At 53.1% G+C, this 25011-nt stretch carries 20 protein-coding genes and 1 pseudogene; 15 read left to right on the top strand and 6 right to left on the bottom strand.

The features are described from left to right. The first annotated feature begins 85 nt into the window (after positions 1-85). From rpsA to AB4N41_RS00795, 14 genes and pseudogenes are all read left to right on the top strand, one after another. Positions 86-1771 carry a 30S ribosomal protein S1 gene (gene rpsA, locus AB4N41_RS00860; protein ID WP_016770920.1) on the top strand — a complete coding sequence of 562 codons (1686 nt, stop codon included), beginning with the start codon at positions 86-88 and terminating at the stop codon, positions 1769-1771. A 192-nt stretch (positions 1772-1963) separates the two neighbouring features. Continuing rightward, entirely contained in the window at positions 1964-2242 is a 279-nt protein-coding gene (locus AB4N41_RS00855; protein WP_236168429.1) for a hypothetical protein, read from the top strand. A 153-nt stretch (positions 2243-2395) separates the two neighbouring features. Further along, a complete protein-coding gene (ihfB, locus tag AB4N41_RS00850; protein WP_007950920.1) occupies positions 2396-2692 on the top strand; it encodes an integration host factor subunit beta in 297 nt (98 codons plus the stop codon). A gap of 30 nt (positions 2693-2722) precedes the next feature. Further along, positions 2723-2962, top strand: a complete 240-nt coding sequence (locus AB4N41_RS00845) for a LapA family protein (protein ID WP_095182239.1) — start codon at positions 2723-2725, stop codon at positions 2960-2962. A 223-nt stretch (positions 2963-3185) separates the two neighbouring features. Continuing rightward, complete coding sequence (gene rfbB / locus AB4N41_RS00840; protein ID WP_252876710.1) at positions 3186-4262, top strand: dTDP-glucose 4,6-dehydratase; 1077 nt, start codon at positions 3186-3188, stop codon at positions 4260-4262. After that, positions 4259-5152 (top strand): dTDP-4-dehydrorhamnose reductase, encoded by an 894-nt coding sequence (gene rfbD, locus AB4N41_RS00835; RefSeq protein ID WP_095182237.1) that lies wholly within the window; start codon positions 4259-4261, stop codon positions 5150-5152. Before rfbB ends, rfbD begins: the two co-directional genes overlap by 4 nt. Next, positions 5149-6039, top strand: a complete 891-nt coding sequence (gene rfbA / locus AB4N41_RS00830) for a glucose-1-phosphate thymidylyltransferase RfbA (protein ID WP_095182236.1) — start codon at positions 5149-5151, stop codon at positions 6037-6039. Before rfbD ends, rfbA begins: the two co-directional genes overlap by 4 nt. A gap of 53 nt (positions 6040-6092) precedes the next feature. Next, positions 6093-7016: a glycosyltransferase gene (locus AB4N41_RS00825; RefSeq protein ID WP_095182235.1), complete on the top strand. Its 924-nt coding sequence runs from the start codon at positions 6093-6095 to the stop codon at positions 7014-7016. Next, positions 7013-7966, top strand: a complete 954-nt coding sequence (locus AB4N41_RS00820; protein WP_095182234.1) for a UDP-glucose 4-epimerase family protein — start codon at positions 7013-7015, stop codon at positions 7964-7966. The genes AB4N41_RS00825 and AB4N41_RS00820 overlap by 4 nt, the downstream gene beginning before the upstream one ends. A 401-nt stretch (positions 7967-8367) precedes the next feature. Further along, positions 8368-9375, top strand: coding sequence for a glycosyltransferase family 2 protein (locus AB4N41_RS00815; protein WP_256584405.1), 1008 nt, complete (start codon positions 8368-8370; stop codon positions 9373-9375). Positions 9376-9491: 116 nt separating this feature from the next. Continuing rightward, the gene (locus AB4N41_RS00810; RefSeq protein ID WP_095182233.1) at positions 9492-10310 is read left to right on the top strand and encodes an ABC transporter permease; all 819 of its coding nucleotides are present in this window, start codon (positions 9492-9494) and stop codon (positions 10308-10310) included. Then, the gene (locus AB4N41_RS00805; RefSeq protein WP_095182232.1) at positions 10300-11607 is read left to right on the top strand and encodes an ABC transporter ATP-binding protein; all 1308 of its coding nucleotides are present in this window, start codon (positions 10300-10302) and stop codon (positions 11605-11607) included. The genes AB4N41_RS00810 and AB4N41_RS00805 overlap by 11 nt, the downstream gene beginning before the upstream one ends. Beyond that, positions 11604-15791 carry a methyltransferase gene (locus tag AB4N41_RS00800; protein WP_095182231.1) on the top strand — a complete coding sequence of 1396 codons (4188 nt, stop codon included), beginning with the start codon at positions 11604-11606 and terminating at the stop codon, positions 15789-15791. The genes AB4N41_RS00805 and AB4N41_RS00800 overlap by 4 nt, the downstream gene beginning before the upstream one ends. Before the next feature lie 107 nt (positions 15792-15898). Continuing rightward, positions 15899-16923 (top strand): annotated as a pseudogene (locus AB4N41_RS00795) (MraY family glycosyltransferase). Between the two features lie 82 nt (positions 16924-17005). Here AB4N41_RS00795 and AB4N41_RS00790 read toward each other — a convergent pair. From AB4N41_RS00790 to AB4N41_RS00765, 6 genes are all read right to left on the bottom strand, one after another. Continuing rightward, positions 17006-17401, bottom strand: a complete 396-nt coding sequence (locus AB4N41_RS00790; RefSeq protein ID WP_252876708.1) for a GtrA family protein — start codon at positions 17399-17401, stop codon at positions 17006-17008. A gap of 5 nt (positions 17402-17406) precedes the next feature. Further along, positions 17407-18354 (bottom strand): WxcM-like domain-containing protein, encoded by a 948-nt coding sequence (locus tag AB4N41_RS00785; protein WP_085607208.1) that lies wholly within the window; start codon positions 18352-18354, stop codon positions 17407-17409. After that, complete coding sequence (locus tag AB4N41_RS00780) at positions 18351-19286, bottom strand: glycosyltransferase family 2 protein (RefSeq protein WP_095182229.1); 936 nt, start codon at positions 19284-19286, stop codon at positions 18351-18353. Before AB4N41_RS00780 ends, AB4N41_RS00785 begins: the two co-directional genes overlap by 4 nt. A gap of 1 nt (position 19287) precedes the next feature. After that, on the bottom strand, positions 19288-20397 hold the full coding sequence (locus AB4N41_RS00775) for a DegT/DnrJ/EryC1/StrS family aminotransferase (protein ID WP_095182228.1): 1110 nt from the start codon (positions 20395-20397) through the stop codon (positions 19288-19290). Positions 20398-20472: 75 nt separating this feature from the next. Continuing rightward, the gene (locus AB4N41_RS00770; protein ID WP_095182227.1) at positions 20473-22521 is read right to left on the bottom strand and encodes a hypothetical protein; all 2049 of its coding nucleotides are present in this window, start codon (positions 22519-22521) and stop codon (positions 20473-20475) included. After that, on the bottom strand, positions 22518-24617 hold the full coding sequence (locus AB4N41_RS00765) for a glucosyltransferase domain-containing protein (RefSeq protein ID WP_252876707.1): 2100 nt from the start codon (positions 24615-24617) through the stop codon (positions 22518-22520). Before AB4N41_RS00765 ends, AB4N41_RS00770 begins: the two co-directional genes overlap by 4 nt. On the opposite strand from AB4N41_RS00765, the gene AB4N41_RS00760 reads away from it, so the two are divergent. Further along, entirely contained in the window at positions 24604-24966 is a 363-nt protein-coding gene (locus AB4N41_RS00760; RefSeq protein ID WP_143498031.1) for a hypothetical protein, read from the top strand. The genes AB4N41_RS00765 and AB4N41_RS00760 overlap by 14 nt on opposite strands. The last annotated feature ends 45 nt before the right edge of the window (positions 24967-25011 follow it).

The following is a 25011-nucleotide window of genomic DNA, read 5'->3' as shown; positions in this document are numbered from 1 at the left end:
CGGTGCTTCTTTTAAATGAAACTAACCCACACCGTCTGGGGTGTGGAGATGGGCGTTTACTTCGCCCTCATCTACAGGAATTAAAATGAGCGAAAGCTTTGCGGAACTCTTTGAAGAAAGCCTGAAAACCCTGAACCTTCAGGCAGGCTCCATCATCACCGGTGTTATCGTTGATATCGATTACCAGGCTCGCTGGGTAACCGTTCACGCTGGTCTGAAGTCTGAAGCACTCATCCCGCTTGAGCAGTTCTACAACGATGCTGGCGAACTGAACATCAACGTTGGTGATGAAGTTCACGTTGCTCTGGATTCGGTTGAAGACGGCTTTGGCGAAACCAAGCTGTCCCGTGAAAAAGCCAAGCGCGCTGAATGCTGGATCGTTCTGGAAGCAGCCTTCGCAGCCGAGGAAGTGGTCAAGGGCGTTATCAACGGTAAGGTTAAAGGCGGCTTCACTGTCGACGTTAACGGCATCCGTGCGTTCCTGCCAGGTTCCCTGGTTGACGTCCGTCCAGTGCGCGACACCACGCACCTGGAAGGCAAAGAGCTGGAATTCAAGGTCATCAAGCTGGACCAGAAGCGCAACAACGTTGTCGTTTCCCGTCGCAGCGTCCTCGAAGCCGAGAACTCCGCCGAGCGTGAAGCTCTGCTGGAATCCCTGCAGGAAGGCCAGCAAGTCAAAGGTATCGTCAAAAACCTCACCGATTACGGCGCATTCGTCGATCTGGGTGGCGTGGACGGCCTGCTGCACATCACCGACATGGCCTGGAAGCGCATCAAGCATCCTTCCGAGATCGTCAACGTTGGTGACGAGATTGACGTCAAGGTTCTGAAATACGATCGCGAACGCAACCGTGTTTCCCTGGGCCTGAAGCAACTGGGCGAAGATCCATGGGTTGCTATCAAAGCCCGTTACCCAGAAGGCACTCGCGTTACCGCTCGTGTAACCAACCTGACCGACTACGGCTGCTTCGCTGAGCTGGAAGAAGGCGTTGAAGGTCTGGTACACGTTTCGGAAATGGACTGGACCAACAAGAACATCCACCCTTCGAAAGTCGTACAAGTCGGCGACGAAGTGGAAGTCATGGTTCTGGACATCGACGAAGAGCGTCGTCGGATCTCCCTGGGCATCAAGCAGTGCAAGTCGAACCCATGGGAAGACTTCTCTGGCCAGTTCAACAAGGGCGACAAGATCTCCGGCACCATCAAGTCGATCACCGATTTCGGTATCTTCATTGGTCTGGACGGCGGCATCGACGGTCTGGTTCACCTGTCCGACATCTCCTGGAACGAAGTGGGCGAAGAAGCCGTACGTCGTTTCAAGAAGGGCGACGAGCTGGACACCGTCATCCTGTCGGTTGACCCAGAGCGCGAGCGCATCTCCCTGGGCATCAAGCAACTGGAAAGCGATCCGTTCTCCGAGTACGTCTCGGTTAACGACAAGGGCGCTATCGTGACCGGTACCGTGAAAGAAGTTGACGCCAAAGGCGCCATCATCGTTCTGGCCGACGACATCGAAGCTACCCTGAAAGCCTCCGAAATCAGCCGTGACCGCGTTGAAGACGCGCGCAACGTTCTGAAAGAAGGCCAGGAAGTTGAAGCCAAGATCATCAGCGTTGATCGCAAGAGCCGCGTAATCCAGCTCTCGATCAAGTCGAAAGACGATGCTGAAGAGAAAGAAGCCATCCAGAGCCTGAAAGCAGCTCCGGAAGGTGAAGCAGCTGACACCACTATGGCGGCACTGCTGCGTCAAGCAATGGCCAAACAGAACTGAGTTCTGCTTGATCATTAAAAAGGGCGACTTCGGTCGCCCTTTTTTGTGCCTGCAATTTGGTCTTTGTACGTGCGTGCATGAAACCATTGGCTTCCCCTGCGGGTCTGTTTCTTTAATCGGATCAATCGCCTATTCGCGACTAAGCTTGATCTTGAGTATTAGTCGTCAGGCTTGCCTGGCATAAGGAAGTGGATGAACAAGTTATTTGTTGTTGCGGTGGTCTTGGCGCTGGCAGGTTGCACCACCAGCGCGAAAACCCATGCGGTGCGCGGCGTCAGTGGTATCGAGGTCGATTGCTCAGGGTTGGGTTCCGGTTGGGAAAGGTGCCAGAAGCGTGCAGCGAAGGAGTGCAAAGGTAAGGGCTACAAGGTCATCACCCGCTCTGATGATGCGAAAGATGAAGATGAATACCCGTTTGGCTTCAATCCCGCAGGCTTTGTAACCCGGACCATGCTGGTGATGTGTCGTTAGGTGAGCAGCGATCCGACTCGCCACTGGAGTGCCCTGAAAATGGGCGTTTTGACCCCGGGAAAGATATGTCAATCCCTGGGCTGTTCAAATTCTTCCGGGCATGCTAAAACCTTTCAAGCGCTGATCTAGCTGCTTGAAAAAGAAGGGAAAAATATGACGAAGTCGGAGTTGATCGAACGAATTGTCACCCATCAAGGGCTACTCTCATCCAAGGATGTGGAGCTGGCCATCAAGACCATGCTTGAACAAATGTCTCAGTGCCTCGCCACCGGTGATCGTATCGAGATCCGTGGATTTGGCAGCTTCTCCCTGCACTATCGCGCACCGCGCGTCGGCCGCAACCCGAAAACCGGCCAGTCGGTAAGTCTGGACGGTAAATTCGTGCCGCATTTCAAGCCGGGCAAGGAATTGCGTGATCGCGTGAACGAGGAAGAGGAGGAGGGCGCTTGATCTTCGCTATTCAAATTCGAGGGCGCGTGAATGCGTAATCTGAAACGCATACTGCTTGGCGTTTTTCTTCTGCTGATGGTTCTGGTTGTTCTAGCGTTTGTGCTGGAGAATCAGCAATCTGTTTCGCTTTTGTTTCTGGGTTTTTCCGGCCCGCAGTTGCCGGTGTCGGTTGTTGCAGTGCTAGCGTTGCTGATCGGTATGCTCATCGGTCCTGTATTGGGCTGGTTTCTAGGGCGTACATCGAGAGCGGCTCGTAAACGTCTGGTCTAAAAGCGACAGGCGCACGGCATCTGTCGAAATTGCGCCTCAGCCTGTCTTTATCCATTAGTAAAAGCATCATTAAGCTGTAAAATGCGTCCCTTGTTCGATCGTGCCTTAATGCATGTCGATTCAGACTGACTCTGACGGATGCCAACTGGTAGTGGCCTCTGCATTCATGGATTAGACCGCGCTCGCTGGCAGCGCTGTCCGCAGCTCAAGGGTATCGTTTCGCGTGAAAATTCTAGTTACCGGCGGCGCCGGCTTCATTGGCTCGGCAGTCATCCGTCACATCATCTCTAGCACTGCCGATGCGGTCGTCAACGTCGATAAGTTGACTTACGCCGGCAATCTGGAGTCGCTGGCGGAAGTCAGTCAGAGTTCTCGCTATGCCTTTGAACGCGTCGATATCTGCGATCGTGATCAGATCGACCGCGTTCTGCGTGAACATCAACCGGATGCAATCATGCACCTGGCCGCTGAATCCCACGTTGACCGCTCGATCTCCGGCCCGTCCGAGTTCATCCAGACCAACATTATTGGCACTTACACACTCCTAGAAGCTGCGCGCCATTACTGGGCTGCTCTGGATGACACCCGCAAAGCCAATTTCCGCTTCCACCACATCTCGACTGACGAAGTTTACGGAGATCTCGAAGGTCCGGAAGACCTCTTCACCGAAACCACGCCTTACCAGCCAAGCTCGCCATATTCGGCTAGTAAAGCCAGCTCCGACCACCTGGTTCGTGCCTGGGCCCGCACTTACGGCCTGCCGACACTGGTTACCAACTGCTCGAACAACTACGGCCCATGCCATTTTCCTGAGAAGCTGATCCCGCTGATCATTCTCAATGCGCTGGAAGGCAAACCCCTGCCGGTGTACGGCAAAGGCAACCAGGTTCGTGACTGGCTGTATGTCGAAGATCACGCGCGCGCGCTTTATAAAGTCGTCACTGAAGGCGTCATCGGCGAGACCTACAACATCGGCGGTCATAACGAAAAACAAAACATTGAGGTAGTGCATACCCTGTGTGCGTTGCTCGATGAGTTGCGTCCTGATTCTGCCCATCGTCCGCATGCCAGCCTGATTACTTATGTTCAGGATCGTCCAGGCCATGACGTGCGTTATGCAATCGACGCTAGCAAGATTCAGCGAGAACTGGGCTGGACACCGGAAGAGACTTTTGAAACCGGTATTCGCAAGACCGTTGAGTGGTATCTGAATAACACTGAGTGGGTAGAGCATGTGAAGAGCGGCAGCTACCAGCAGTGGATAGATCAGAATTACGCGGATCGCTCGAATAAAGCATGAAGATCCTACTTCTAGGAAAGAACGGTCAGGTGGGCTGGGAGCTGCAACGTTCCCTGGCTCCGTTGGGTGAGCTGGTTGCTCTTGATCGTCACCTTGTTGATGGCCTCTGCGGTGATCTGTCGAATCTTGAATCCTTGCGTGCAACGATTCGTCAGATAAAGCCCGACGTTATTGTTAATGCTGCTGCTTATACGGCGGTTGATAAAGCTGAGTCGGAAACCGAATTGGCAGATCGCGTAAACGGACTCGCGAGCGGCGTCATGGCGGAAGAAGCCGCAGCGTCGGGCGCATGGCTGGTTCACTACTCAACGGATTACGTCTTCAGTGGCCAAGGCGTCACGCCATGGCAGGAAACAGACGCTGTTGCGCCAGTGAACCATTACGGCGCCAGCAAGCTCGCCGGCGAGCAGGCAATTATCGCGGCGGGTTGTAAGTATCTGATCTTTCGTACTAGCTGGGTTTACGGAGCTGGCGGCAACAACTTTGCGAAGACCATGCTGCGCTTGGCCAAGAATCGCGAAACATTAAATGTGATTGCGGATCAGATTGGTGCTCCAACCGGTGCTGATCTGATTGCTGACGTTTCGGCGTTGGCTATTCAGCGAGTTATCAGTCGTCCAGAGTTGGCTGGCCTCTATCACTTGGCCGCTGCGGGCGAAGTGTCTTGGCATGGGTATGCCAGTCACGTCATAGACTTCGCTAAAGCCCAAGGTGAGGAGTTAGCTGTAACGGCGGTCAACCCGATTGAAACCACAGCCTATCCTACACCTGCACGTCGCCCTCTGAACTCACGATTGAATACTCAGAAGCTGCGCGACAATTTTTCTCTACACTTGCCGGATTGGCAAAGTGGTGTAACCCGAATGCTTAGGGAAGTTCTGAACAAATGACCACGACAAATCGTAAAGGCATCATCCTCGCTGGTGGTTCGGGCACGCGCCTGCACCCGCTGACTCTTGGTGTTTCCAAGCAAATGTTGCCTATTTACGACAAGCCGATGATTTTTTATCCGCTGTCCGTTTTGATGCTGGCGGGTATGCGAGAAATCCTAATTATTTCCACGCCGGAAGATTTGCCGTGCTTCCGTAAACTGCTGGGTAATGGAAGCGTGTACGGGATCAAGCTTACTTATGCCGAGCAGCCTAGTCCGGACGGCCTGGCCCAGGCGTTCATTATTGGTGAAGAGTTCATCGGTCAGGATCCATGCTGTCTGATTCTGGGGGACAACATCTTCTACGGTCAGCATTTCTCGGACAACTTGCGCTCCGCCAGTACCCAACAAAAGGGAGCTACCGTATTTGGCTACCACGTCTCCGATCCTGAACGCTTTGGTGTCGTCGAGTTTGATAAAAGTGGCAAGGCTTTGAGTATCGAAGAGAAGCCGCTGAAGCCAAAATCGAACTATGCGGTCACCGGTCTGTATTTCTATGATAACGATGTGGTCGAGATCGCCAAGAACATCAAGCCCTCCGAGCGTGGCGAGCTGGAAATCACCGACGTCAACCGTGCGTATCTGGAGCGCCAGACCCTGAGCGTGGAAATGCTCGGTCGCGGGTTTGCCTGGCTGGATACCGGTACTCACGACTCTCTGCTTGAAGCCAGTCACTTCGTTCACACGATCGAACAGCGTCAGGGTCTGAAAGTGGCGTGTTTGGAAGAGATCGCCTATCACAATGGCTGGATTTCTGCCGAGCAGCTTAACGCACAAGCGCAAGCACTGAAGAAGACGGGTTACGGTCAATACCTTCAGAAGTTGCTGGACTCGCCGTCTGCCTGATCGAAAGTTCTGACTTTCGCAATGCTATGTTTAACGCTGCAAGCAGGAATGGCATGCCAGTAGAACATCCCAAGGTTGCGATTTTGCTGGCCGCCTACAATGGCATGCAGTGGATCGAGGAGCAGTTGGCCTCGATCCTCGGTCAGACAGCTGTCGACGTAACCGTTTATATAAGTATTGATCCCTCCACTGACGGTACTGAGGCATGGTGCGCCGATTATGCTGCACAGCATCCGAACGTAATCGTCCTGCCCGACGCCGGTGCGTTTGGTGGGGCCTCCCGCAACTTCTTCCGTTTGCTTCGAGATGTTGATCTTGAAGGCTACGATTTCATCGCGTTCGCTGATCAGGATGACGTCTGGTATCTGGACAAGATCGAGCGCGCTATCCGGTCGATCAAATCTCTTGGCGTGGATGCTTACTCGAGTAACGTAGTTGCGTTCTGGCCTGATGGTCGTAACCAGGTACTGGACAAGGCCCAGCCGCAAACCCGCTGGGACTTTCTCTTTGAGGCTGCCGGACCGGGCTGTACGTATGTCATGAGCCAAAGGATGATGCAGTTGCTGAAGGTCTCATTGTTGAAACATTGGGATGCCTTGCAACAGGTCAGTCTGCATGACTGGTATTGCTATGCGTTCGCACGCAGTCGTGGTGTACGCTGGTTCATTGATCCGCAGCCATCCATGTGTTATCGCCAGCACGAAAGTAATCAGGTCGGGGCCAATTCAGGTATAAATTCACTGATTGCGCGTTATAAAATTATCCATGACGGTTGGTGGTTTTCTCAGATTCGAATGATTGCGCAGTTGGTGGGTCTCGCCGATGATCCATTCGTCCGGCAATGGTTACCTTTGGGGCGTCGACAATTATTGCGGCTGTCGTTAAAAGCCGGTGAATGTCGTCGTCGAACCAGGGACAAGCTGTTCTTTTTCTTTATTTGTTGCGCGACTGCCGTGATCGGGAAGAAAAACAAATGAAAGGTGCTCGGGTATTGGTGACCGGGGCGACGGGGTTTGTCGGCGAGGCCGTGGTGTTCCGCCTGCTTCTCGACAAGATCTACACACCAGTTGCGGCTGCACGTAGCGAAACTCGGTTGAGTGGTTTGTGTGATGTCGTGCCTTTTGATTTGGATGAGCGCGTTTTATTGCCGCCATTGAATAATATCCAGACGGTGATTCATTGTGCGGCCAGGGTTCATGTAATGAACGAGTGTGAGGCTGATCCGCTTGCCATGTTTCGGCAAATGAATGTGCAGGGCACTGCGCGGCTGGCCCGTCATGCGGCAGCGTCCGGGGTAAAGCGCTTCATCTTTGTCAGTTCGATCAAGGTCAATGGCGAAGAGTCACCCGCCGGGAGACCCTTTACCGCAGCCGATATTCCCGCGCCTGTTGATCCTTACGGTATTTCCAAGTGCGAGGCAGAGGAAGTCGTGCGTCAAATAGCACTGGAAACCGCAATGGAGCTGGTAATTATTCGACCGCCCCTGGTTTACGGGCCGGGCGTCAAAGCTAACTTCCTAAATATGATGCGCTGGTTGCAAAAAGGATTGCCACTGCCATTGGGCGCATTGGGCAATCGCCGCAGCTTGGTGGCAATCAGTAATCTGGTGGATCTTTTGGTGACCTGCATCGATCATCCACAAGCAGCCAATCAAACTTTTCTGGTAAGTGATGGCGAAGATCTTTCGACCACTCAATTGCTTCAAAGGATGTCGAGCGCCCTGACTGTGCGAGCGCGATTGTTGCCCGTGCCTCCGTTTGTTCTGCGCCTTGGGGCAGCTTTATTGGGTAGGAGAGCCTTAGCTCAGCGACTCTGCGGCTCGTTACAGGTCGACATGGAAAAGACGCGCACAATACTGGAGTGGACGCCGCCCATCAGCGTGAGCCAGGCACTTCAGGCCACTGCCAACCATCTCCGGGAGCGCTAAATGTGTCAGTATTCTTTATGGATGTCACTTTTTCGCTAAGGCTTGCTCGATAAAGCACAGCAATTGATCTGACCCTCGATGGATTGGCAGATTGCCACCCTTTTGCCAATTAGGGCGCCTTGATACCCTACGCAGCCCAAATCCGTACGCCTTGGCAGGATTTTTCCGGCTCAAGGCAACATTCTGATTACTCTTTTCATACCATGACCACCGCCTTGTGCTGTTGAAGGTGGTGATGTCACTGGGCTATCAAATTGGTATGACTTATAATGGCAAATTTTTCGCTGTCGGGAGCGGTCCATGAGAGGGGCATGTAATTTTCATGCTGCCAAGGCTGTACCTCTTGATGTTGAGCGAAACGACATCGTCATTATTTTTTCTTCAATGCAATGGAGTGCTCGGTGGTAGCCCCTCTTCCACAATTTGATCAGACAGGCGAGCAGCCTGGCGGCGATTCTGACTTTAGTATTCAAGGTCATGAAACGCAATCGGCCCGCGTAACGATTCTGATGTGTACCTACAACGGTGAACGCTTTCTCGCACAACAACTGGATTCGATAGCTCGCCAGAGTTATCGCGAATGGACCGTCGTTGTTTCTGATGACGGTTCTACCGACGCGACACTGGATATTCTGCGCCAGTACAGCGCGATCTGGGGAGAAGGCCGGTTGACCATTCTGCAAGGGCCCAAGCGAGGGTTCGCGGCTAACTTCATGTCCGTTGCCTGCGATGCGCCCGTGCAATCGCAATTTTATGCGTGGGCCGACCAGGACGATATCTGGCAAGCCAATAAACTTGAGTCTGCCGTAAAGGTATTGGAGGCGCTGCCGTCCGGTCTTCCTGCTTTGTATTGCGGCCGGACCGAGTTGATTGGTGACTCGGGAACGGTCATCGGTCGCTCGCCGCTATTTTCTCGCCCCGCCAGTTTTGGCAATGCACTGGTACAAAGTCTGGCCGGGGGGAATACTATGGTATTCAATCATTTGGCTCGGGACGTACTCTGTCATGCTGGCGGCCAAGTGGATATCGTTTCCCATGACTGGTGGGCCTATCTACTGATTACCGGGGTGGGTGGCGAGGTCGTCTATGACGCCTCGCCTTCCATTCTGTACAGGCAGCATGAAGCGAATCTGATTGGCGCCAACTCAGGAGTGCGCGCACGGATCATGCGCTTGCGGATGATGTCTACGGGTCGCTTTCGTGACTGGAATGACAAAAATATCGCTGCACTTGAAACGGTTCGCTCAAGCTTGAGTGCAGACAGCCTGCAGACCTTTGAGCAATTCAAGAAAGCCCGTGATTCAAAAGGATTCGGCCGTTTCGTCTGGCTTTACCGCGCGAAGGTCTATCGGCAGACGTGTTTGGGTAATCTTGGGCTGCTGCTGGCCGCGGTGCTCAACAGAATTTGATGCCCTCATCGTGCAAGGCAGGACGTGAAATTGCTCCGTGGCGTCCTCCCGGTATCTCAACAAGAGAGTTTTTGTATGAAGTCTGTCTCCCTCGATTTATCTCAGGTGTGTGCATAATGCTTAATTTTTCCACGTCGCCAAAGGAAATGGTCAACAGTTTCTGGCGTAATCGGAGCCTGATCGCGGCGCTTGTACAGCGAGAAGTCGTTGGGCGTTATCGTGGATCGTTCATGGGAATTCTCTGGTCGTTTTTTAACCCCGTGTTCATGTTGGTTGTCTACACCTTTGTCTTTAGCGTCGTTTTCAAGGCACGCTGGAGCGGCGGAAGTGACTCGAAAACCGAGTTTGCACTTATTCTGTTTGCGGGACTTATCGTCTTCAACTTCTTTGCGGAGTGTTTCAATCGAAGCCCGACGCTGATTCTCTCGAACGCCAACTATGTGAAGAAAGTCGTGTTTCCATTGGAGATCCTTCCTTGGATCACAGTCGGTTCGGCGCTCTTTCACATGGTGATCAGCCTGACTGTGTGGTTGCTGGCCTATTTGATACTGTTTGGCACGCCGCACCTGACCGTCCTGTTGTTCCCGTTGATTATCCTGCCGTTGATGCTGATGATCATGGGTTTGACGTGGGCCTTGGCGTCGCTCGGCGTTTACTTAAGAGATGTCGCGCAATTCATCGGCATCCTGACCACAGTCCTGATGTTTCTGTCGCCTATTTTTTACCCTGCCAGTGCGCTACCTGAGAAGTATCAACATCTACTGATGCTCAATCCGCTGACGCCTGCAATCGAGTACGCCCGGGACATTCTGTTTTGGGGAAAACTGCCTGACTTTACCGTATTGGGCATTTATCTCGCCGGCTCGGCGTTGATTGCATGGCTTGGATTCGCCTGGTTTCAGAAAACACGAAAAGGATTCGCCGATGTCATCTGAGGTCGCTATCAAGGTTCAAAATCTCAGTAAGTGCTATGAGATTTACGACAAACCGCGCGACAGACTGCTTCAGATGCTCAGTCGCGGGAAGAAAAAATATTGCCGTGAGTTCTGGGCGCTACGCGACGTTTCCTTCGAAATTCGCAAAGGCGAGACGGTCGGTATCGTTGGCCGCAACGGCAGTGGCAAGTCCACCTTGCTGCAAATTCTTTGCGGTACGTTGAATCCAACCAGTGGTACGGTTGAAACCCATGGCCGGATCGCTGCATTGCTCGAACTGGGCTCCGGATTCAATCCCGAGTTTACTGGACGCGAGAACGTCTACCTGAACGCCTCGATTCTGGGTTTGAGCAAAGAAGAAATCGACGCACGATATGATGCGATCATCGAATTCGCGGACATTGGCGATTTCATCAATCAACCGGTCAAGACATATTCGAGCGGTATGTTGGTGCGACTGGCGTTTTCCGTTCAGGCGCAAGTCGAGCCCGATATTCTTATTGTCGATGAAGCGCTGGCAGTGGGGGACGCAAAATTTCAGGCCCGTTGCTTTGATCGGTTGAAAAAGCTCAAGGAAAACGGCACGAGCATTCTGCTGGTAACGCACTCCAGCGAACAAATCGTTACGCACTGTGACCACGCCTTTCTTTTGAACAACGGTGTGCAGCTCGCTGAAGGCGAGCCGCGCATGGTCGTCAACCGTTACCTTGATTTGTTGTTCGGCAAGACTCAGCAATCGGCCTCTGTCGAAAGTGCAGAAGCGTCTGACCAGTTGGCAGCGTATCAAACGCCTGAAGGCGGCCTCGATGTATTTGAAACGCATCCGAACTACAACCCGAACGAATATCGTTGGGGTGACAGATCGGCCACTATCATCGACTTCCACCTGAGCGCAGAAGGGCTTGAGTACCCGATTGCCCTAGACACTGGCGTGCAGATCAAACTATCGGTATTTGTACGGTTTGATACTGATCTGGTGTGTCCGATTCTCGGGATGACGATCAAGACCAAAGAGGGCGTTACCCTCTATGGCGTAAATAGTGAAACGCTGGATTGCCTGGAATTTAGAACGTGCGGGCGCAAGGGCGAGATCGTCGAAGTTGAGGTACTTATATCTTGTGATCTGGCCCCAGGTGACTACTTCATTTCTGTCGGAGTGTCGACCAAAGATGGCGAAGAGGTTACTCCCCGTGACAGGCGTTATGATTCGATCCACTTCCAGGTTCGTCCGACTGACAAATTTTTTGGGCTTGTAAATCTGGACTCCAGCATTCGTGCCAAGAAGGTTTCAAATTGAATATTTTATTGAAACAAGCGGGCTATCAGCTTAATGACGAGCTCAACATCTGGTCGAGGCCGGATTATTCGAGCATCAACTACAGCGATGGTGATAGCACCGAACTGCGCATAAAATTCTTGATCGATCAGGCCAGTGACGTCAGTGTTTTTTCTGATGAGCTGCGAAGATCGTGCACCGATTGGCCATCGCTTTATTACCTCTCAAGTACCCGTTCGAACTTGTTGCGGGTGTTCGATGCCGATCTGCGTGGCGATGTGCTCGAGATCGGCGCCGGTTGTGGTGCAATTACCCGGTATTTAGGTGAGCAGGGCGGCAGGGTGCTGGCGCTGGAAGGTAGCTCGCGTCGCGCCAGCATCGCCCGTGCACGCACCCGAGACTTGCCAAACGTCTCGGTTCTGGCTGAGTCGTTCGAGAAGTTCAGCATTGATACCCAATTCGATGTCATCACCCTGATCGGCGTTTTTGAATATGCCAACCTGTTCGTAGCCGGTGATAACCCGGGTGCGAGAATGCTTGAGAAAGTTCGCTCACTGCTTAAGCCTGACGGTTTGCTCATCATCGCGATCGAAAACCAGCTCGGCTTGAAATATTTTGCTGGAGCGCCTGAAGATCACGTGACGACGCCGATGTACGGTGTCGAGGGGCGCTATAACAGCGCTACCGTGCAGACCTACGGGAAAAAAGCTCTCGCGTCGTTGTTGGCGACAGCCGGGTTTACCTCGAGTGAGTTCTTTGCGCCGTTTCCCGATTACAAGTTGCCCGTTTCGATCATCACCGAAGAGGGGTTCAAAGATCCTGATTTCGATGCCAGTGCATTCGCATCGCAAAGTGTACAGAGAGATCCGCAATTGCCGGATCTGTGCACCTTCTCACTGGAATTAGCCTGGTCGCAGATTTTCAGGAACGGCTTGGGCATGGATATGGCCAACTCCTTTCTTGTAGGTGCTTCGACGGTCTCGCGCAGCGCAGTCGACCCGCAGACCCTGGCGTATCATTACAGCTGCGATCGACGCTCGACGTATTGCAAACGTTCGGAATTTCGTCGCGATTTCGAAGATGCGATCAATGTGCATTACCAAAAACTCGGGAAGACTATCGATGAGGGTGAAGGGCAATCGCTCGTCACTTTTAATCTTGCTGCGTCCGAGCCTTACATCAATGGTTATGTGCTTGGCACTAAGCTGATCGATATAGTCAACGCCGAGGGCTGGACTTACGCAGGTATCGGCGCCTTCCTCAAAAATTACCTGAGCATGCTAAACGTGCTCTGTGATAACGCCGAGAGCCAGCCGGGTGAGGTGTCGGGAGCGTTGATCGATGCGGTCCCGCAAAATATTGTGATTGATCTGGACGGCCGTCCGCAGTTGATCGACAAAGAGTGGACGCTCAACACGAATGTTCGCTACGAGTACCTGCTGTTCAAAGCGCTAACGCAGTTGCTGGGTTCGATTACACGTATCAGCAAGGGCGCAGAGGCTGGCCCGGTTACACGCAAAGACTTTGTATTCCGAGCTTGCGAAGCCGCCGGGTACCCACTTTGCGAAAAAGATGTGGAAGAGTTTCTGGCCATCGAGGCGCAGATACAGAATGCGATTAACGGCCGAAGCCCGAGTGAATTTACGGCGTGGGGCGAAGATCGATTGATTGTCGAAGACAATCTGTTTTCTGCTTTCAGCAGTTCGCAGATTGCATTGGCTCAAACCCGTGAAGCGCTTGCAAGCGCTGTCACTGACGCCAGGCAGAAAATCGAAACGCTGAGTGCAAAACTGGACCAGCGTGAAGCTGACTATAATCAAGTCATTAACTCCAACTCTTGGTTCATCACGAAACCTGTACGCTTCCTTGTGCGCTCGTTGCGGCAGGGGAAAGGCGTGTTGCGCAGCAAAGTGGAGACTTCCAAGCAGGCGCTGACGGCCTATCTGCGCGGCCAGGAAGCCAATCTGCCACAGCCGGTTGACGACGTAATTGAAGCGCCTGTCGCGCGCACTCGCTCGGTCAGCGTCATTCTGCCAATCTATAAAGATGTCGAAATGACTCGTCGCTGCATCCTTGCCGCGATGCCAGGGATTATTGCTTTCGACTCCAAACTGGTCGCGATCAATGATGCGAGCCCAGATGCAGGCATGCAGGCCATGTTGATCGAATTGCAAATGCAATGGCCGCAGGTGATGACCGTTCTCGAAAACGAAGTCAATCTTGGCTTTGTCAAAACCGTCAATCGCGGCATGCGCCATGCCAGCCAGGACGATATCGTTTTCCTTAACAGTGATGTCATCGTGCCTGTTGACTGGCTGGAGCGGCTGACCGCTGAGGCGTACATCGCGCCAAACATCGGTACCGTTACACCGTTTTCCAACAACGCGACTATTTGTAGCTTCCCGGCGTTTCTTTACGAAAACCAGCCAGCCTTTGGTTTAAGCGTCGAGCAGATCGATGCTGTGTTTTCCGGCCCGCGTTTGCCGGTCAGCCAGGCACCGACAGGTGTAGGTTTCTGCATGTACATTCGCCGCGATTGTCTGGATGTCGTGGGGCTGCTGAACGAGGACAAGTTCGGCAAAGGTTATGGTGAAGAGAACGATCTGTGCCAGCGCGGGCTAAAAGCCGGTTGGCTCAACATCGTGACCCCTAACCTGTATGCATTTCATGAGGGCGGGGTCAGCTTCTCCTCTTCCAAGCAGGCGTTGACCGAGCATGCAACCAAGGCCATCACCGAGCTGCATCCGGATTATCACTTGGATATCCAGAGGTTCATCGCAGCTGATCCGCTGAAAGCATTACGGGTAAAACGTCTTGCGCAATTGATCGCATCGTTGGACCGGCCAAAGGTCTTGCACATTTCGCATGAGGCTGGAGGCGGTGTGCAGCAGCATCTGGACGAGTTGGCAGACGCTCTTGAGTCCGATGTTTGCTGCCTGTTCCTGGCGCCTCGTCGTGGCCAGTCCGCCGTTACTTTGCGGATGGGGAGTTTCCCGGGGGCTGACGAGCTTCTTTTCCAGTTGCCGGAAGAGCACAACCTTTTGGTCGAGTTCTTGAAGGGCTGTGGTGTCGGCTTCGTGCACTTCCATCACACGCTCGGTCTGAATTCGCAACTGGTTCAATTGCCCGCTGAGTTGGGCACTGAATATGCATTGACGGTTCATGATTATTACTGGCTATGCGGCAACCCTACACTGACCGATGCGCAGGGCGTTTATCCGGGCAGTTATGCCGACGACATCGTCAATCCTGACTTCCCTCTGCCGGATGGTGTATCGCCGGCACAATGGCGTGAGCAATTGCGCGGCTTTATCGACGGGGCGAAAGCGGTAATTTTCCCTTCGGCGTACACCCTCGCCAATTATCGACTCAACTTCGAGTTACGTAACGCTGTCGTTGCAGGTCACGTAGAGCACAAACGCAATATTGGGCAGGGTGTCGCGGCTGTCGCGCAAAAGATCCGCTACAACGTGGGTGTTATTGGTGCTCTTGGTAAAGAAAAGGGTGCCGATTATCTGGAACAAGTGGCGGAGGCGGCAGCGACGGTCAATGCACCAATCAACTTCCGGCTGGTCGGTTTCGGCTACAGAGAGTTGGGCGGTGTCCTGACTACAGGTCGTTACGATGCCAGTGAGCTGTCTTCCCTAATGGCCGCAAATGAGTTTGATGTCGTCCTGTTTCCAAGTCTGTGCCCGGAAACCTACAGCTATACCCTCAGCTATGCGCTGGAAGCCGGGTTGCCAATTATTGCGCCAAACATTGGGGCATTCCCGGAACGATTGTCCGGACGTGAAAACACTCTTGTTTATGATTATGGGCTCGAGCCAGCCGAGTTGATGCGGCGAATCAGCGACTTTGTGAAAAGGCTCGCTGCCGGTGAGCAGTTGACTGCGCCTGTCGTGGACACCCACCTGCAGCAGCCAGCGTTTTATAGCGTTGATTACCCGGCCTTATGCGGCGTGGGCAGTGATAAGCACAGCAAACCAAAAAACGGTTTCGAACTGCCGAAATTCTCGGCCCCGACAACTGTGTATGAGGCGCCGCTGACGACCAAGGAAATCGCGCTATTGGCCATCTGGACGCTTTACCGTCATCCACGCATGGAGCGCATCAGCCATGCGGTGCCTTACTCACTACGGCAAAAAATCAAACGCGTGCTGAGCAAGCGTCCGCTGCATGAGATCGTGGATGTGAACAAAAACTGATGCAGTGCGCCCGCCTGGCTTATCGAACCCCTTGATCGGCCAGGCGGGTGCAATGGTTTTTGTTTGCCAGTGACGAATGCTGGCTTTTATTTGGAGCTACTGCCGCGATGAATTTCAGCTGGTTTGTGCTGATCGCTTTAATTATTTCGTTCCTTCTGACTGCTGTTTTGCGCCGGTATGCCCTTGCCAGAAGTCTGATGGATATTCCCAATGCCCGTAGTTCGCATACGGTCCCCACGCCAAGGGGAGGGGGGTTGCGATCGTCGTGACGTTCCTTATCGCCATGTGCTCGCTGTATGCTGCTGACTTGATCGCATTCAGAGATTTCGCTGCGATCGTCGGTGCTGGCAGCCTGGTGGCGATCATCGGATTCATGGATGATCATGGCCATATTGCTGCGCGCTGGCGTTTACTTGGGCACTTTTGCGCGGCGATCTGGGCGTTGGCCTGGTTGGGTGGCCTACCGCCCGTCAGTGTGTTCGGACAGGTCTTCGATCTGGGCTGGGGCGGGTTTGTATTGGCTAGCCTCTACCTCGTCTGGATGCTCAATCTCTACAATTTTATGGACGGTATCGACGGGATTGCCGGGGTCGAGGCGGTAACTGCGTGTGTCGGGGCGTGCGTGCTGTACGCCCTGGACGGGTATGTCGGGCTGATGGGGCCGGCCCTGCTACTGGCTGGTTGTGCGGGAGGATTCCTGTTGTGGAACTTTCCGCCAGCGAAGATTTTCATGGGCGATGCGGGCAGCGGCTTTCTGGGTATCGTCTTGGGCATTTTGTCGATACAGGCCGCCAATGCCTCATTTGAGTACTTCTGGGGTTGGTTGATCCTGCTCGGGGTGTTCATCGTCGACGCAACTTTCACCTTGTTGCGTCGATTGCTGCGCGGCGAGAAAGTGTATGAAGCGCATCGCAGTCATGCTTACCAATTCGCCTCGCGCCGTTATGGCAAGCACCTGCCGGTGACCCTTGTCGTGGGCTTGATCAATGTGTTTTGGCTCCTGCCGATTGCAGTGGCTGTCACGCACTTCAAGCTGAATGGCTTTGTCGGTGCCGTGGTGGCTTACGTGCCACTATTCATTCTGGCGTTGCGGTTCAGCGCGGGAAAATCCGAAAAGGATGTTGCGGCATGAACATCGAGGCGGGATCAGCCTGATTGCGCTGATAGCGTTCAGCAATTAAAAAAGGCAGACGGATTATTCCGTCTGCCTTTTTTTAGCGAGTAATCGCTCCGGGTTTGACGAATACCAGCTTCGTCAATACGTATGTAAGTGGTAGCGACAGAATGATCGCCGCCAGTGGAGCCAGGTATTCAGGCAGCGACAGCTGTTTGACCCAGAACCAGACGACAAACATCCCCAATACGTATTGCGCGACGTAGACGAGTGGGAACAGCAGGATCGATTTGATCCCCTGGTGTTCTTTGAAGACAAGGAACCGGCTCATCACGAACGCGAAAACAATCCCGCAAACATAGCTGATCGAATAAGCCCATGTGTAGGGAAGTACACTGAGCAATATAAGATACAGCGCATACGTAATTCCGGTGTTCAGCCCGCCTGTCAGGAGAAACCGGAAAAACCTGATTTCCATCAGTTCGGAAATTTTCACGGCTATTAACCAATCTGCGCTTTTTTCTCGATCAGGAATTGATCGTAATCGCGGATGTAGTCGTCAGCAGCGTAATGCTCGGAAGCGAAAACCAGCAGAACCGCGTCCGCCGAGTACTTGTACTGGATACCCCAGGTCATTGCTGGCAGGAACAGGCCCAGTGTGTGGTGGTCCAGAACAAACTCCTGGCGGTGCTTTCCATTGTCGGCAACTACGTGAACGGTGCCTTTGACCGCTACCAGAAACTGGTGGCATTCGCGGTGAGCATGTTCACCACGTGTTTCAGCAGTCGGAACGTTGGTTACCAGGAAGTAACGCTTCACTTCGAACGGAACGTCCTTGCCGCATTCGCCAACGCTCAGGCTGCCGCGCATATCGACGGCTTCCATCATGCGGTGCAGCGTAACGCCACAAGGATGGACATCTGATTGGCCGACTTTTACCGGGTTGTCTACGACTGTGCCTTCGGTAGGCTTGGCATCGACGTAGCCGATGATCTTCGCCGGGTTACCGACCACGATAGCATTCGGTGGAACGGATTTGGTGACGACCGCGCCTGCGCCGACCATTGCCGAGGTGCCAATGGTAATTCCGGGCAGGATCGTCGAATTGGCGCCCAGAGATGCACCTTTGCGGATGATGGTGCGAGAAAACGCTTCCGGATAGATTTTGCTGCGTGGAAACTTGTCATTGGTGAACGTGACGTTCGGTCCCACGAAAACATCGTCTTCTATGGTGATGCCGTCCCAAACCTGAACGCCGCATTTGAGTGTTACCCGGTCACCAATGATGACGTCGTTCTCGACAAACACGTTGTCGCACACGTTGCACTCGGCGCCGATACGAGCGTTCGGTAATACGTGTGCAAACGCCCAGATACGCGAGCCTTTACCGATAGTGGACGATTCACAAATCGCACGGTCATGAACAAAAAAATCGCGCGAATCAATCATTTATTGGCTCCAAACTCAGAAACTTTCATAGGGATCGCCAAAGGGCGCCCTTTGGTATTTTCATATGTACGCCAGGCGTACGAACCGATCACGCCGAGCCCCAGCAGATTGAGGCTGCCCAGCAGGGTAATGGTAAACAGTGTCATGGCATAACCAGGGACATCGATCAGGCCGCCTATCTTCGCGAGGATTACACTGACGCCGTATAACGCCGAGAGTGCTGAGCCGGCTGCACCTACACGAATAAGCAGGCGAATGGGCAAGTCCGTGAACGAGAAGACACTGTCCATCAGATAGTTCACTTTCTTTCGCAATGTCCACGCCGACTTGCCGTGTTCCCGGGCAACTCGAGTGTAACTGACTACCTGTCGGCGGAAACCCAGCCAGAAAATCTGCGCGATCAAAGAGCTGTGGCGTTCTTCGAGTTTGAGCAGGTTGTCGCGAAACTCCAGGTTGCAGCCGAACATGTCGACGCCGCCGTCAGGCATTTCCGGGATAACGTAACGTTTGTACAGACCCCAGAAGGTTTTCGATGCCAGTTTCGACAGGAATGGGTCGTCACGACCCTCGCGGACACCGACTACTACATCCACCGGCTCGGTATTCAACACCCGGTTCATGGTCAGCACTAGGCTTGGCGGCTCTTGCAGGTCGGCGGCCATTACGGCAAACGTGCGACCCTTGCCATGCTGCAAACCTGTACGTATCGCCATGAAAGAACCGAAGTTCTTCGACAGTAGAATCAGCTGGGAGGCAAAACGTTGCTCGGGCAGGCGGTCTCGCAGGATCTCGTAACAGCGATCCGGGCTGCCATCGACCACGAAAACCACCTCAAGCGCGCCTTGAAGCTCGACGTTCAAATCATCGACGGCTTTGAGCAATGACGGCAGCGATTCCTCGTTACGGTAAACCGGAATAACCAGCGAAAGCACCCTAAATCTCCTGCTTGAAGTAGGCGCAAACCACTTCAATGACACGATCGACTTGCTGATCGGTCAGCCCAGGGAAGCAAGGTAAGGAGACCAGTCGGGTGCATGCTGACTCGGTCACCGGAAGATTGAATGTTTCGCGCGGTGTGTACGCTGTTTGCCAGTGGTCTGGAACTGGATAGTGAATGTCGGTACTGACGCCATACTCTTTTAGGTAGGCAGTGAACGCTTCACGATTTTCGACACGCATTACAAACAGGTGGGCAACGAAGTCGTCGCCCAGACTTGCAGGCAATTTGACTGGCAGTTGGCTGAAGGCTGCACAGTAGCGGCTGGCAATCGAGCGGCGCTGCTCGTTCCATTGGTCGAGTAGAGGCAGTTTGACCCGCAGGATTGCAGCCTGCATTTCATCGAGTCTGCTGTTACGTCCGTGCGGAACGGTAACGTGATATTTGGTCGACCAGCCGTATTGGCGAAGCGTGAGCAGGCGGGCGGCAATCTCGGAGGATGAAGTTACGATCGCGCCACCGTCGCCCAGTGCGCCGAGGTTTTTGGTGGGGTAAAAGCTGAAGCAGGCCAGGTCGCCGAACGATCCACAAAGCCGATTATCAGAGCGCGCACCGTGGGACTGGGCGCAATCTTCGAGCACGACCGCCCCGGCCGAGCGAGAAATGGCTGCCAGAGTTTCGATGTCTGCCAACTGTCCGTAAAGGTGCGTGACAATCACGACCTTCGCCGGTTGGGCCAGCGCCTTCTCCAGTGATTTCGGGCACATGGTCAAGGTGCTCTCATCGACATCGACATATACCGGCTCGGCGCCGACAGCGTGGATGGCGGTGCTGCTATAAAACCCGGCGTTGGCAACGGTGACAACACGATCACCCGGGCCCACACCCATGCCCAACAAGGCGATTTCCAGTGCTTCCGAGCCGTTCGCGACCGAGATGCAATGTTCTGCGCCGACATAGTTGGCGAACTCTCGTTCGAAGTCCTTTACTTCTTCACCCAAAATGTACCAGTGCCGATTAACGACGCGCATAAGCGGTTCGGAAAAATCAATACCGGAATTCGCCGCTACTGCAGAAAACAAAGGAATTTGATGATTTGCGTCCATGATCCATCCAGAATTTTTGACTGCGCACATGATAATGGCCGCAATTTTACTACACATTCAGGCAGTGATGTCGGCTCAATCTGGCAGGTCTGAGCCGACGTAATCCGCCGATTTAGGGGTGGTTGGCCGTGTCAGCCACCATGCAGCCATGAAGATCATGCACGCAATCGCAGTGATCAGGTACGTCGAATGCGACATCCATGGTCCCTGACGCCCAAAGTACAGCTGCCACAATGGATCACTCATGGGTAAGCCCGATGCAAAGGCGCTGGCTATGGACTTGGCCAGCCAGAATAAGGGGGTCGCCATCAGCAGGGAAAAATAAAGAATCAGCTTCGTGGTTTTATCCGAAACTCCGGATTGCGCAACGTACGCTACCAGAAATGGAAGAATGGCGATCCATTGGCGACTTTCGGAACCGACGACCAACAGTGGCAAGAATCCCAATATGGCAATTTGTACGGCGCGCACCGTGCGCGCGCTTCGATTGCTGGTCCACACTAGCTGCAAGGCAATAAGCAAGCATGGGCCAAAATAACTAAAGTGCGAGAGGATGGGTTTGAATGGCGTATTCAAACCTTGATAAAACATGTTCTGCACTAAGTCCGGGCCTCGGAATCCCTGGCTCCAGTCCAGTCCGAAGTAGAGAATGGCATGGCCGCACGCCGTCGCAATGGCGGCCAGGAAAAACCACTTGATGGACAATACTGGCAACGCACCATCACGCCCCAGAAGTCGACTCCAAAGCCAGGCAACGCCAATCAGGGCCAGAATCAAGTAAGTGGAGCTAAGCCATCTGAGTCCAGGAATGCCCGAGGCAAGTGTAGAACCGACATGTAATAGTTCGCTGTCTTCGATACGTGTGAACCACAGGCACGCATAACCTACCATGGCGGCAGCCAGACCTAGAAAAACCAGCATCCTGACTTTCATGCCGAAAGTCAGACGGTTGATGAAGGAAGCTTGCGTTTCTGGCTGTGAGAAGGTGAGAAGCGTCAGCGGCAGGAGAAACAAGCCTGGCATGATCAATGGTGCTATCAGGCAGGTTGCCAGTAGCCATTTGAAGTGTTTGTGCGAAAAGCACCACAAGCTCCAGCACGACAGCACTATTGCCAAATGGTCGCTTAAAAGGGGGTAGTAAGTCGACATGACCAGGATTGGCCACGTCAAAAGTAAGGCAGTTGTGTAGTGCACTGCCCGCCTGGTCGGGATGCCGGACTTCATCAAGTAGTCAGTAAATAGCCCGGCGGCTGCGCTGATACCGAGCACATTGAAAGACATCTGTACATATAAAAGCTGTTGTCTGGTCAGATCTAGCAGGAACTCTGCTACTACTGTTGGAAAAAAGCCGGTGAGGCGACTGATACGGTAGGGATCCGTGACAGGAATATGCCCGGAATTTTTCCAGTCGAACAGAAGATTCAAATAGGCGTTGCCGTCCCAGCCCGCACCATCGCCCACAGCAATAAGTCCGGTTAATTGATATACGGCTATCAAAAGAAGCGCCGCCAATACCGACATGCGATAGGCGATGCTTTCGTCGAAAATTATTTTCCCGAGGATGAACAGCGTGCAGCTCAGGATCAGCCAATAAGCGAAAGTCAGCAGCGCTGCGCTATAAGCTATTTCCTTGAACCTGACCGACTCGCTGATTTCGAACTTGATTTGCGGGTCGTCATTATCAAACGTCAATGTGACCGAAGACGCTTCGGTCGACAATGACGTTGGTGCATTGGCAGGAGCCAGAACGCTTAGCGGCAGCGCTTGCCGCAGCCCCCAAAAGTTTATTTCGCCTTGGCTGACACGCATCTCGGACGCAACGTTGTTAGGATCCCAGCGCAGGAAGCGCTGACCTGTCGCGACCGAGAAGCAAACACGCTGAGTACCGGCGTCGATTCTGTGCGAATCCGATTGTGATTCACTGAAAGCGCCAGATTCGCTGGGCCAGAACAGTTGCGTCACGCCTTTGGATGACGAATCAATGCTCAAGCAAATGTTGTGTCTGGTGGCGTCGAACGTACCGGTTGCCTTGGCGAGATAAAGGGACGCAAGTGCTGCCAGCAAAGACAGCCCGGCAAGCGCAAGGTAGGCGAAAAAGGGTCGCATGCCTGCCTTGTTAATCATTGCGACTCGACTCGCTTGTACTGTGCGTGCGTCGGGTCGGCAACTTCGCTCAACTTGACAAGATAAACGCCGTTTTCATATCGCACGGAGCCTTCTGCCGGCCATACCGGCATGTTGTCAAAGTGCGGCGTCAACGGAATACGCAGCGCGTTGCCCATGGCATAAACATTCGAGAAACCGATCAGGCGCATGTATTCCAGCATGCGATAGACGTTGCCTTGGTCCCAATCGAAAAACGAAGAACTCATGGTCGAGGTTTCCGGGCCTGGATAGCGGCTCGCGAATGGCATTCGCCCATAAACATCGACCATGATGCGTTCATTCTTGTCAAATTCGGGGTTGGCCTTGCTGATTCGATCGTAAAGCGCCTCGGCGGTGAATCGGTCGTGGGTCGTGGCCATCATTGTGCTTGCCGAGTATTGACCATTTACCGAAATCATCTGGAATAGCAGTGTGACTGCGAGCACAGCGCCGAGGATCCGCAACAGCCCCTGTTTTTCCAGAACGATGATCGTGGTGAACCACGCAACAAAGGAAATGGCCAGCATGGCGCGCAGAGGCAAATAAATACCTCCGGCGACGAAGTTCAGCAGGAATGGGGAGATCAACAATGCTCCGATGAGGAGAGTCATCCACAAAGCAGCTTTCCAAGTATTCTGTGTGACTAGGAAGAGGGCTGCAAATCCCAATGCGACGGCCGCACTGAAGAATGAAACGCCGTAGCTCAGAGGGGAGCCTGAGTAAAGTTTCCACGCTTCTAACAAAACCAGTTTGGTAATTAGAACAGGATCCGCGATCAGTTCGTTGATACGTAGAAAATTATCGATGTAACCACGGTCGGAAGGGTAAGCCAGTTGGGCAAGCTTGTTTATGATGACATAGAAAGCAACGCCGCCAACGAGGGTGCCGAGCAACAAGGCTGCACGCTGGATTGTCGGATAAATTGATAGTACGGCTGTCGGGTTGTCTTTTCGGAAGTTGAAAAGAACGACACCGAGACCGGCAACAATATAGAACATGACCAGTGATTGGTAGGCGCCGATTGCCACGGACAGCAATACGCTGGAAAGCAACGCCAAGCGGGCAGTTTTGCCTTTCAAGTCGTCGCCGATACGGCATTTTGAAAATACAAAGATGCCGATCGACAGTGCCAGTACGCCTACACCGATCGAAGGAATGTTGGAGTAGAACTCGCCAATGAACCACCAAATCGGGTGCGCAATGAAAATGCAGTAGGCCAGGGCGGCAATCCAGCCGAATGTAAGACGGTGTGCCCTGATCAGGAACATGTACGCCAGCGCTACGCAGGCGTAAAAGAAAAGATTAGGAACGAAAGGCATTACTGGCTGAGGGAAGATAAACTTCTCTACCAGATAGGCTGTCCATCGGCCATCGGCGATCCAGATGGATGGGTCGGTACGGAAGGCGCCCCGTTCATCATCAACAGACAAAAAGAAATTGACGACCGGGATTATATTAAGAAAAACCCCGATGCCGAGTAACTTTGTGAATTCGTTAAGACTGAAGTTTTCTTGTCTGAAGAATGATTTCAATTGTGCGGTACAACCGCGATCACCCTGCAGGAAGTCTAGGATCCGTGAATGCCATTTGATCCAGGAAAGAATGGCAAATGCGCTGGCCAGTCCGAGCAAGAGCGCGAAAACGTAGCGCACTTTGTCGAGTAGCTTGTAGTTAAGGTGAATGTTTATCTGTGGGTCAGTCGCACCCGACGGCGTTGTGAATTTGACAATTGTCGTTTCGCGGGCGGACGCCTCAATCTGTGCCATCGGCGTCAGGTTGCCGAGTTCAATAGAGCGGGTATAAACCAGCACGCTGATTGTCACAGCCTTGACATAGAAGGAACCGGATTTTTCCAATGGGTCCCAGCGCAGATTCTCATCGTACTTTGGCAACGCAAAGCTAAAGGTATGGTTCTCCATATCCAGTTTGCTGATTTTGGAATTTCTTTCCTTATAGTCATCCATGCGTTTGTAAAACAACTGGGACTGCGTCGCAGGGAATTGGCTGGTGCTAATACTGACGACAGGATCCAGTGCAGGGCTTTTCAACAGAATAAAAGCGATGACCAACGTCATGAAAATGCAGGGAAGGACCCATTTGACAATGTTTTTCAAGTTAATGCCGCGCCCTGTTGTCGTCACTTGCTTTCACTTCCTTTTCGTCATTCTGATTGTAATGTCTTCACTTTCGCTGTTACTGGCCGTACACCAGCGAGCAGTCGCGTCAACAACAAAGCCTTTTCGTGCCCGGGGCATTGGAAAAATCATCCCAGGTCGGGTTTTCTTTTTTGATCCCGAATTCGCGGTGGCGAGGTGCAGGAAATTTGCTGCGCAGTATACTCACTCGATCATGATGTCGCAGCACAGACATCGCATGGTGCAGGTGACGGGTGATAAACGAATGGGGGCGGTGAGATCACCGTAAGATTCAGTGATGGCGGCTCGTTAGGGGCCACGTCCTCATCACATT

The organism is Pseudomonas sp. S2_A10 (genome assembly GCF_054668465.1).
Note: the sequence above shows the minus strand (reverse complement) of the source record. Positions and strands in the feature narration are given on the sequence as shown.

Coding starts and splice junctions, on each gene's coding strand:
- AB4N41_RS00810 (WP_095182233.1), top strand. CDS start 9,492: ATGCTTAATTTTTCCACGTCGCCAAAGGAAATGGTCAACAGTTTCTGG.
- rfbD (WP_095182237.1), top strand. CDS start 4,259: ATGAAGATCCTACTTCTAGGAAAGAACGGTCAGGTGGGCTGGGAGCTG.
- AB4N41_RS00775 (WP_095182228.1), bottom strand. CDS start 20,397: ATGGACGCAAATCATCAAATTCCTTTGTTTTCTGCAGTAGCGGCGAAT.
- AB4N41_RS00855 (WP_236168429.1), top strand. CDS start 1,964: ATGAACAAGTTATTTGTTGTTGCGGTGGTCTTGGCGCTGGCAGGTTGC.
- AB4N41_RS00785 (WP_085607208.1), bottom strand. CDS start 18,354: ATGATTGATTCGCGCGATTTTTTTGTTCATGACCGTGCGATTTGTGAA.
- ihfB (WP_007950920.1), top strand. CDS start 2,396: ATGACGAAGTCGGAGTTGATCGAACGAATTGTCACCCATCAAGGGCTA.
- AB4N41_RS00805 (WP_095182232.1), top strand. CDS start 10,300: ATGTCATCTGAGGTCGCTATCAAGGTTCAAAATCTCAGTAAGTGCTAT.
- AB4N41_RS00760 (WP_143498031.1), top strand. CDS start 24,604: ATGACCAACGTCATGAAAATGCAGGGAAGGACCCATTTGACAATGTTT.
- AB4N41_RS00820 (WP_095182234.1), top strand. CDS start 7,013: ATGAAAGGTGCTCGGGTATTGGTGACCGGGGCGACGGGGTTTGTCGGC.
- rpsA (WP_016770920.1), top strand. CDS start 86: ATGAGCGAAAGCTTTGCGGAACTCTTTGAAGAAAGCCTGAAAACCCTG.
- AB4N41_RS00770 (WP_095182227.1), bottom strand. CDS start 22,521: ATGATTAACAAGGCAGGCATGCGACCCTTTTTCGCCTACCTTGCGCTT.
- AB4N41_RS00765 (WP_252876707.1), bottom strand. CDS start 24,617: ATGACGTTGGTCATCGCTTTTATTCTGTTGAAAAGCCCTGCACTGGAT.
- AB4N41_RS00845 (WP_095182239.1), top strand. CDS start 2,723: ATGCGTAATCTGAAACGCATACTGCTTGGCGTTTTTCTTCTGCTGATG.
- rfbA (WP_095182236.1), top strand. CDS start 5,149: ATGACCACGACAAATCGTAAAGGCATCATCCTCGCTGGTGGTTCGGGC.
- AB4N41_RS00825 (WP_095182235.1), top strand. CDS start 6,093: ATGCCAGTAGAACATCCCAAGGTTGCGATTTTGCTGGCCGCCTACAAT.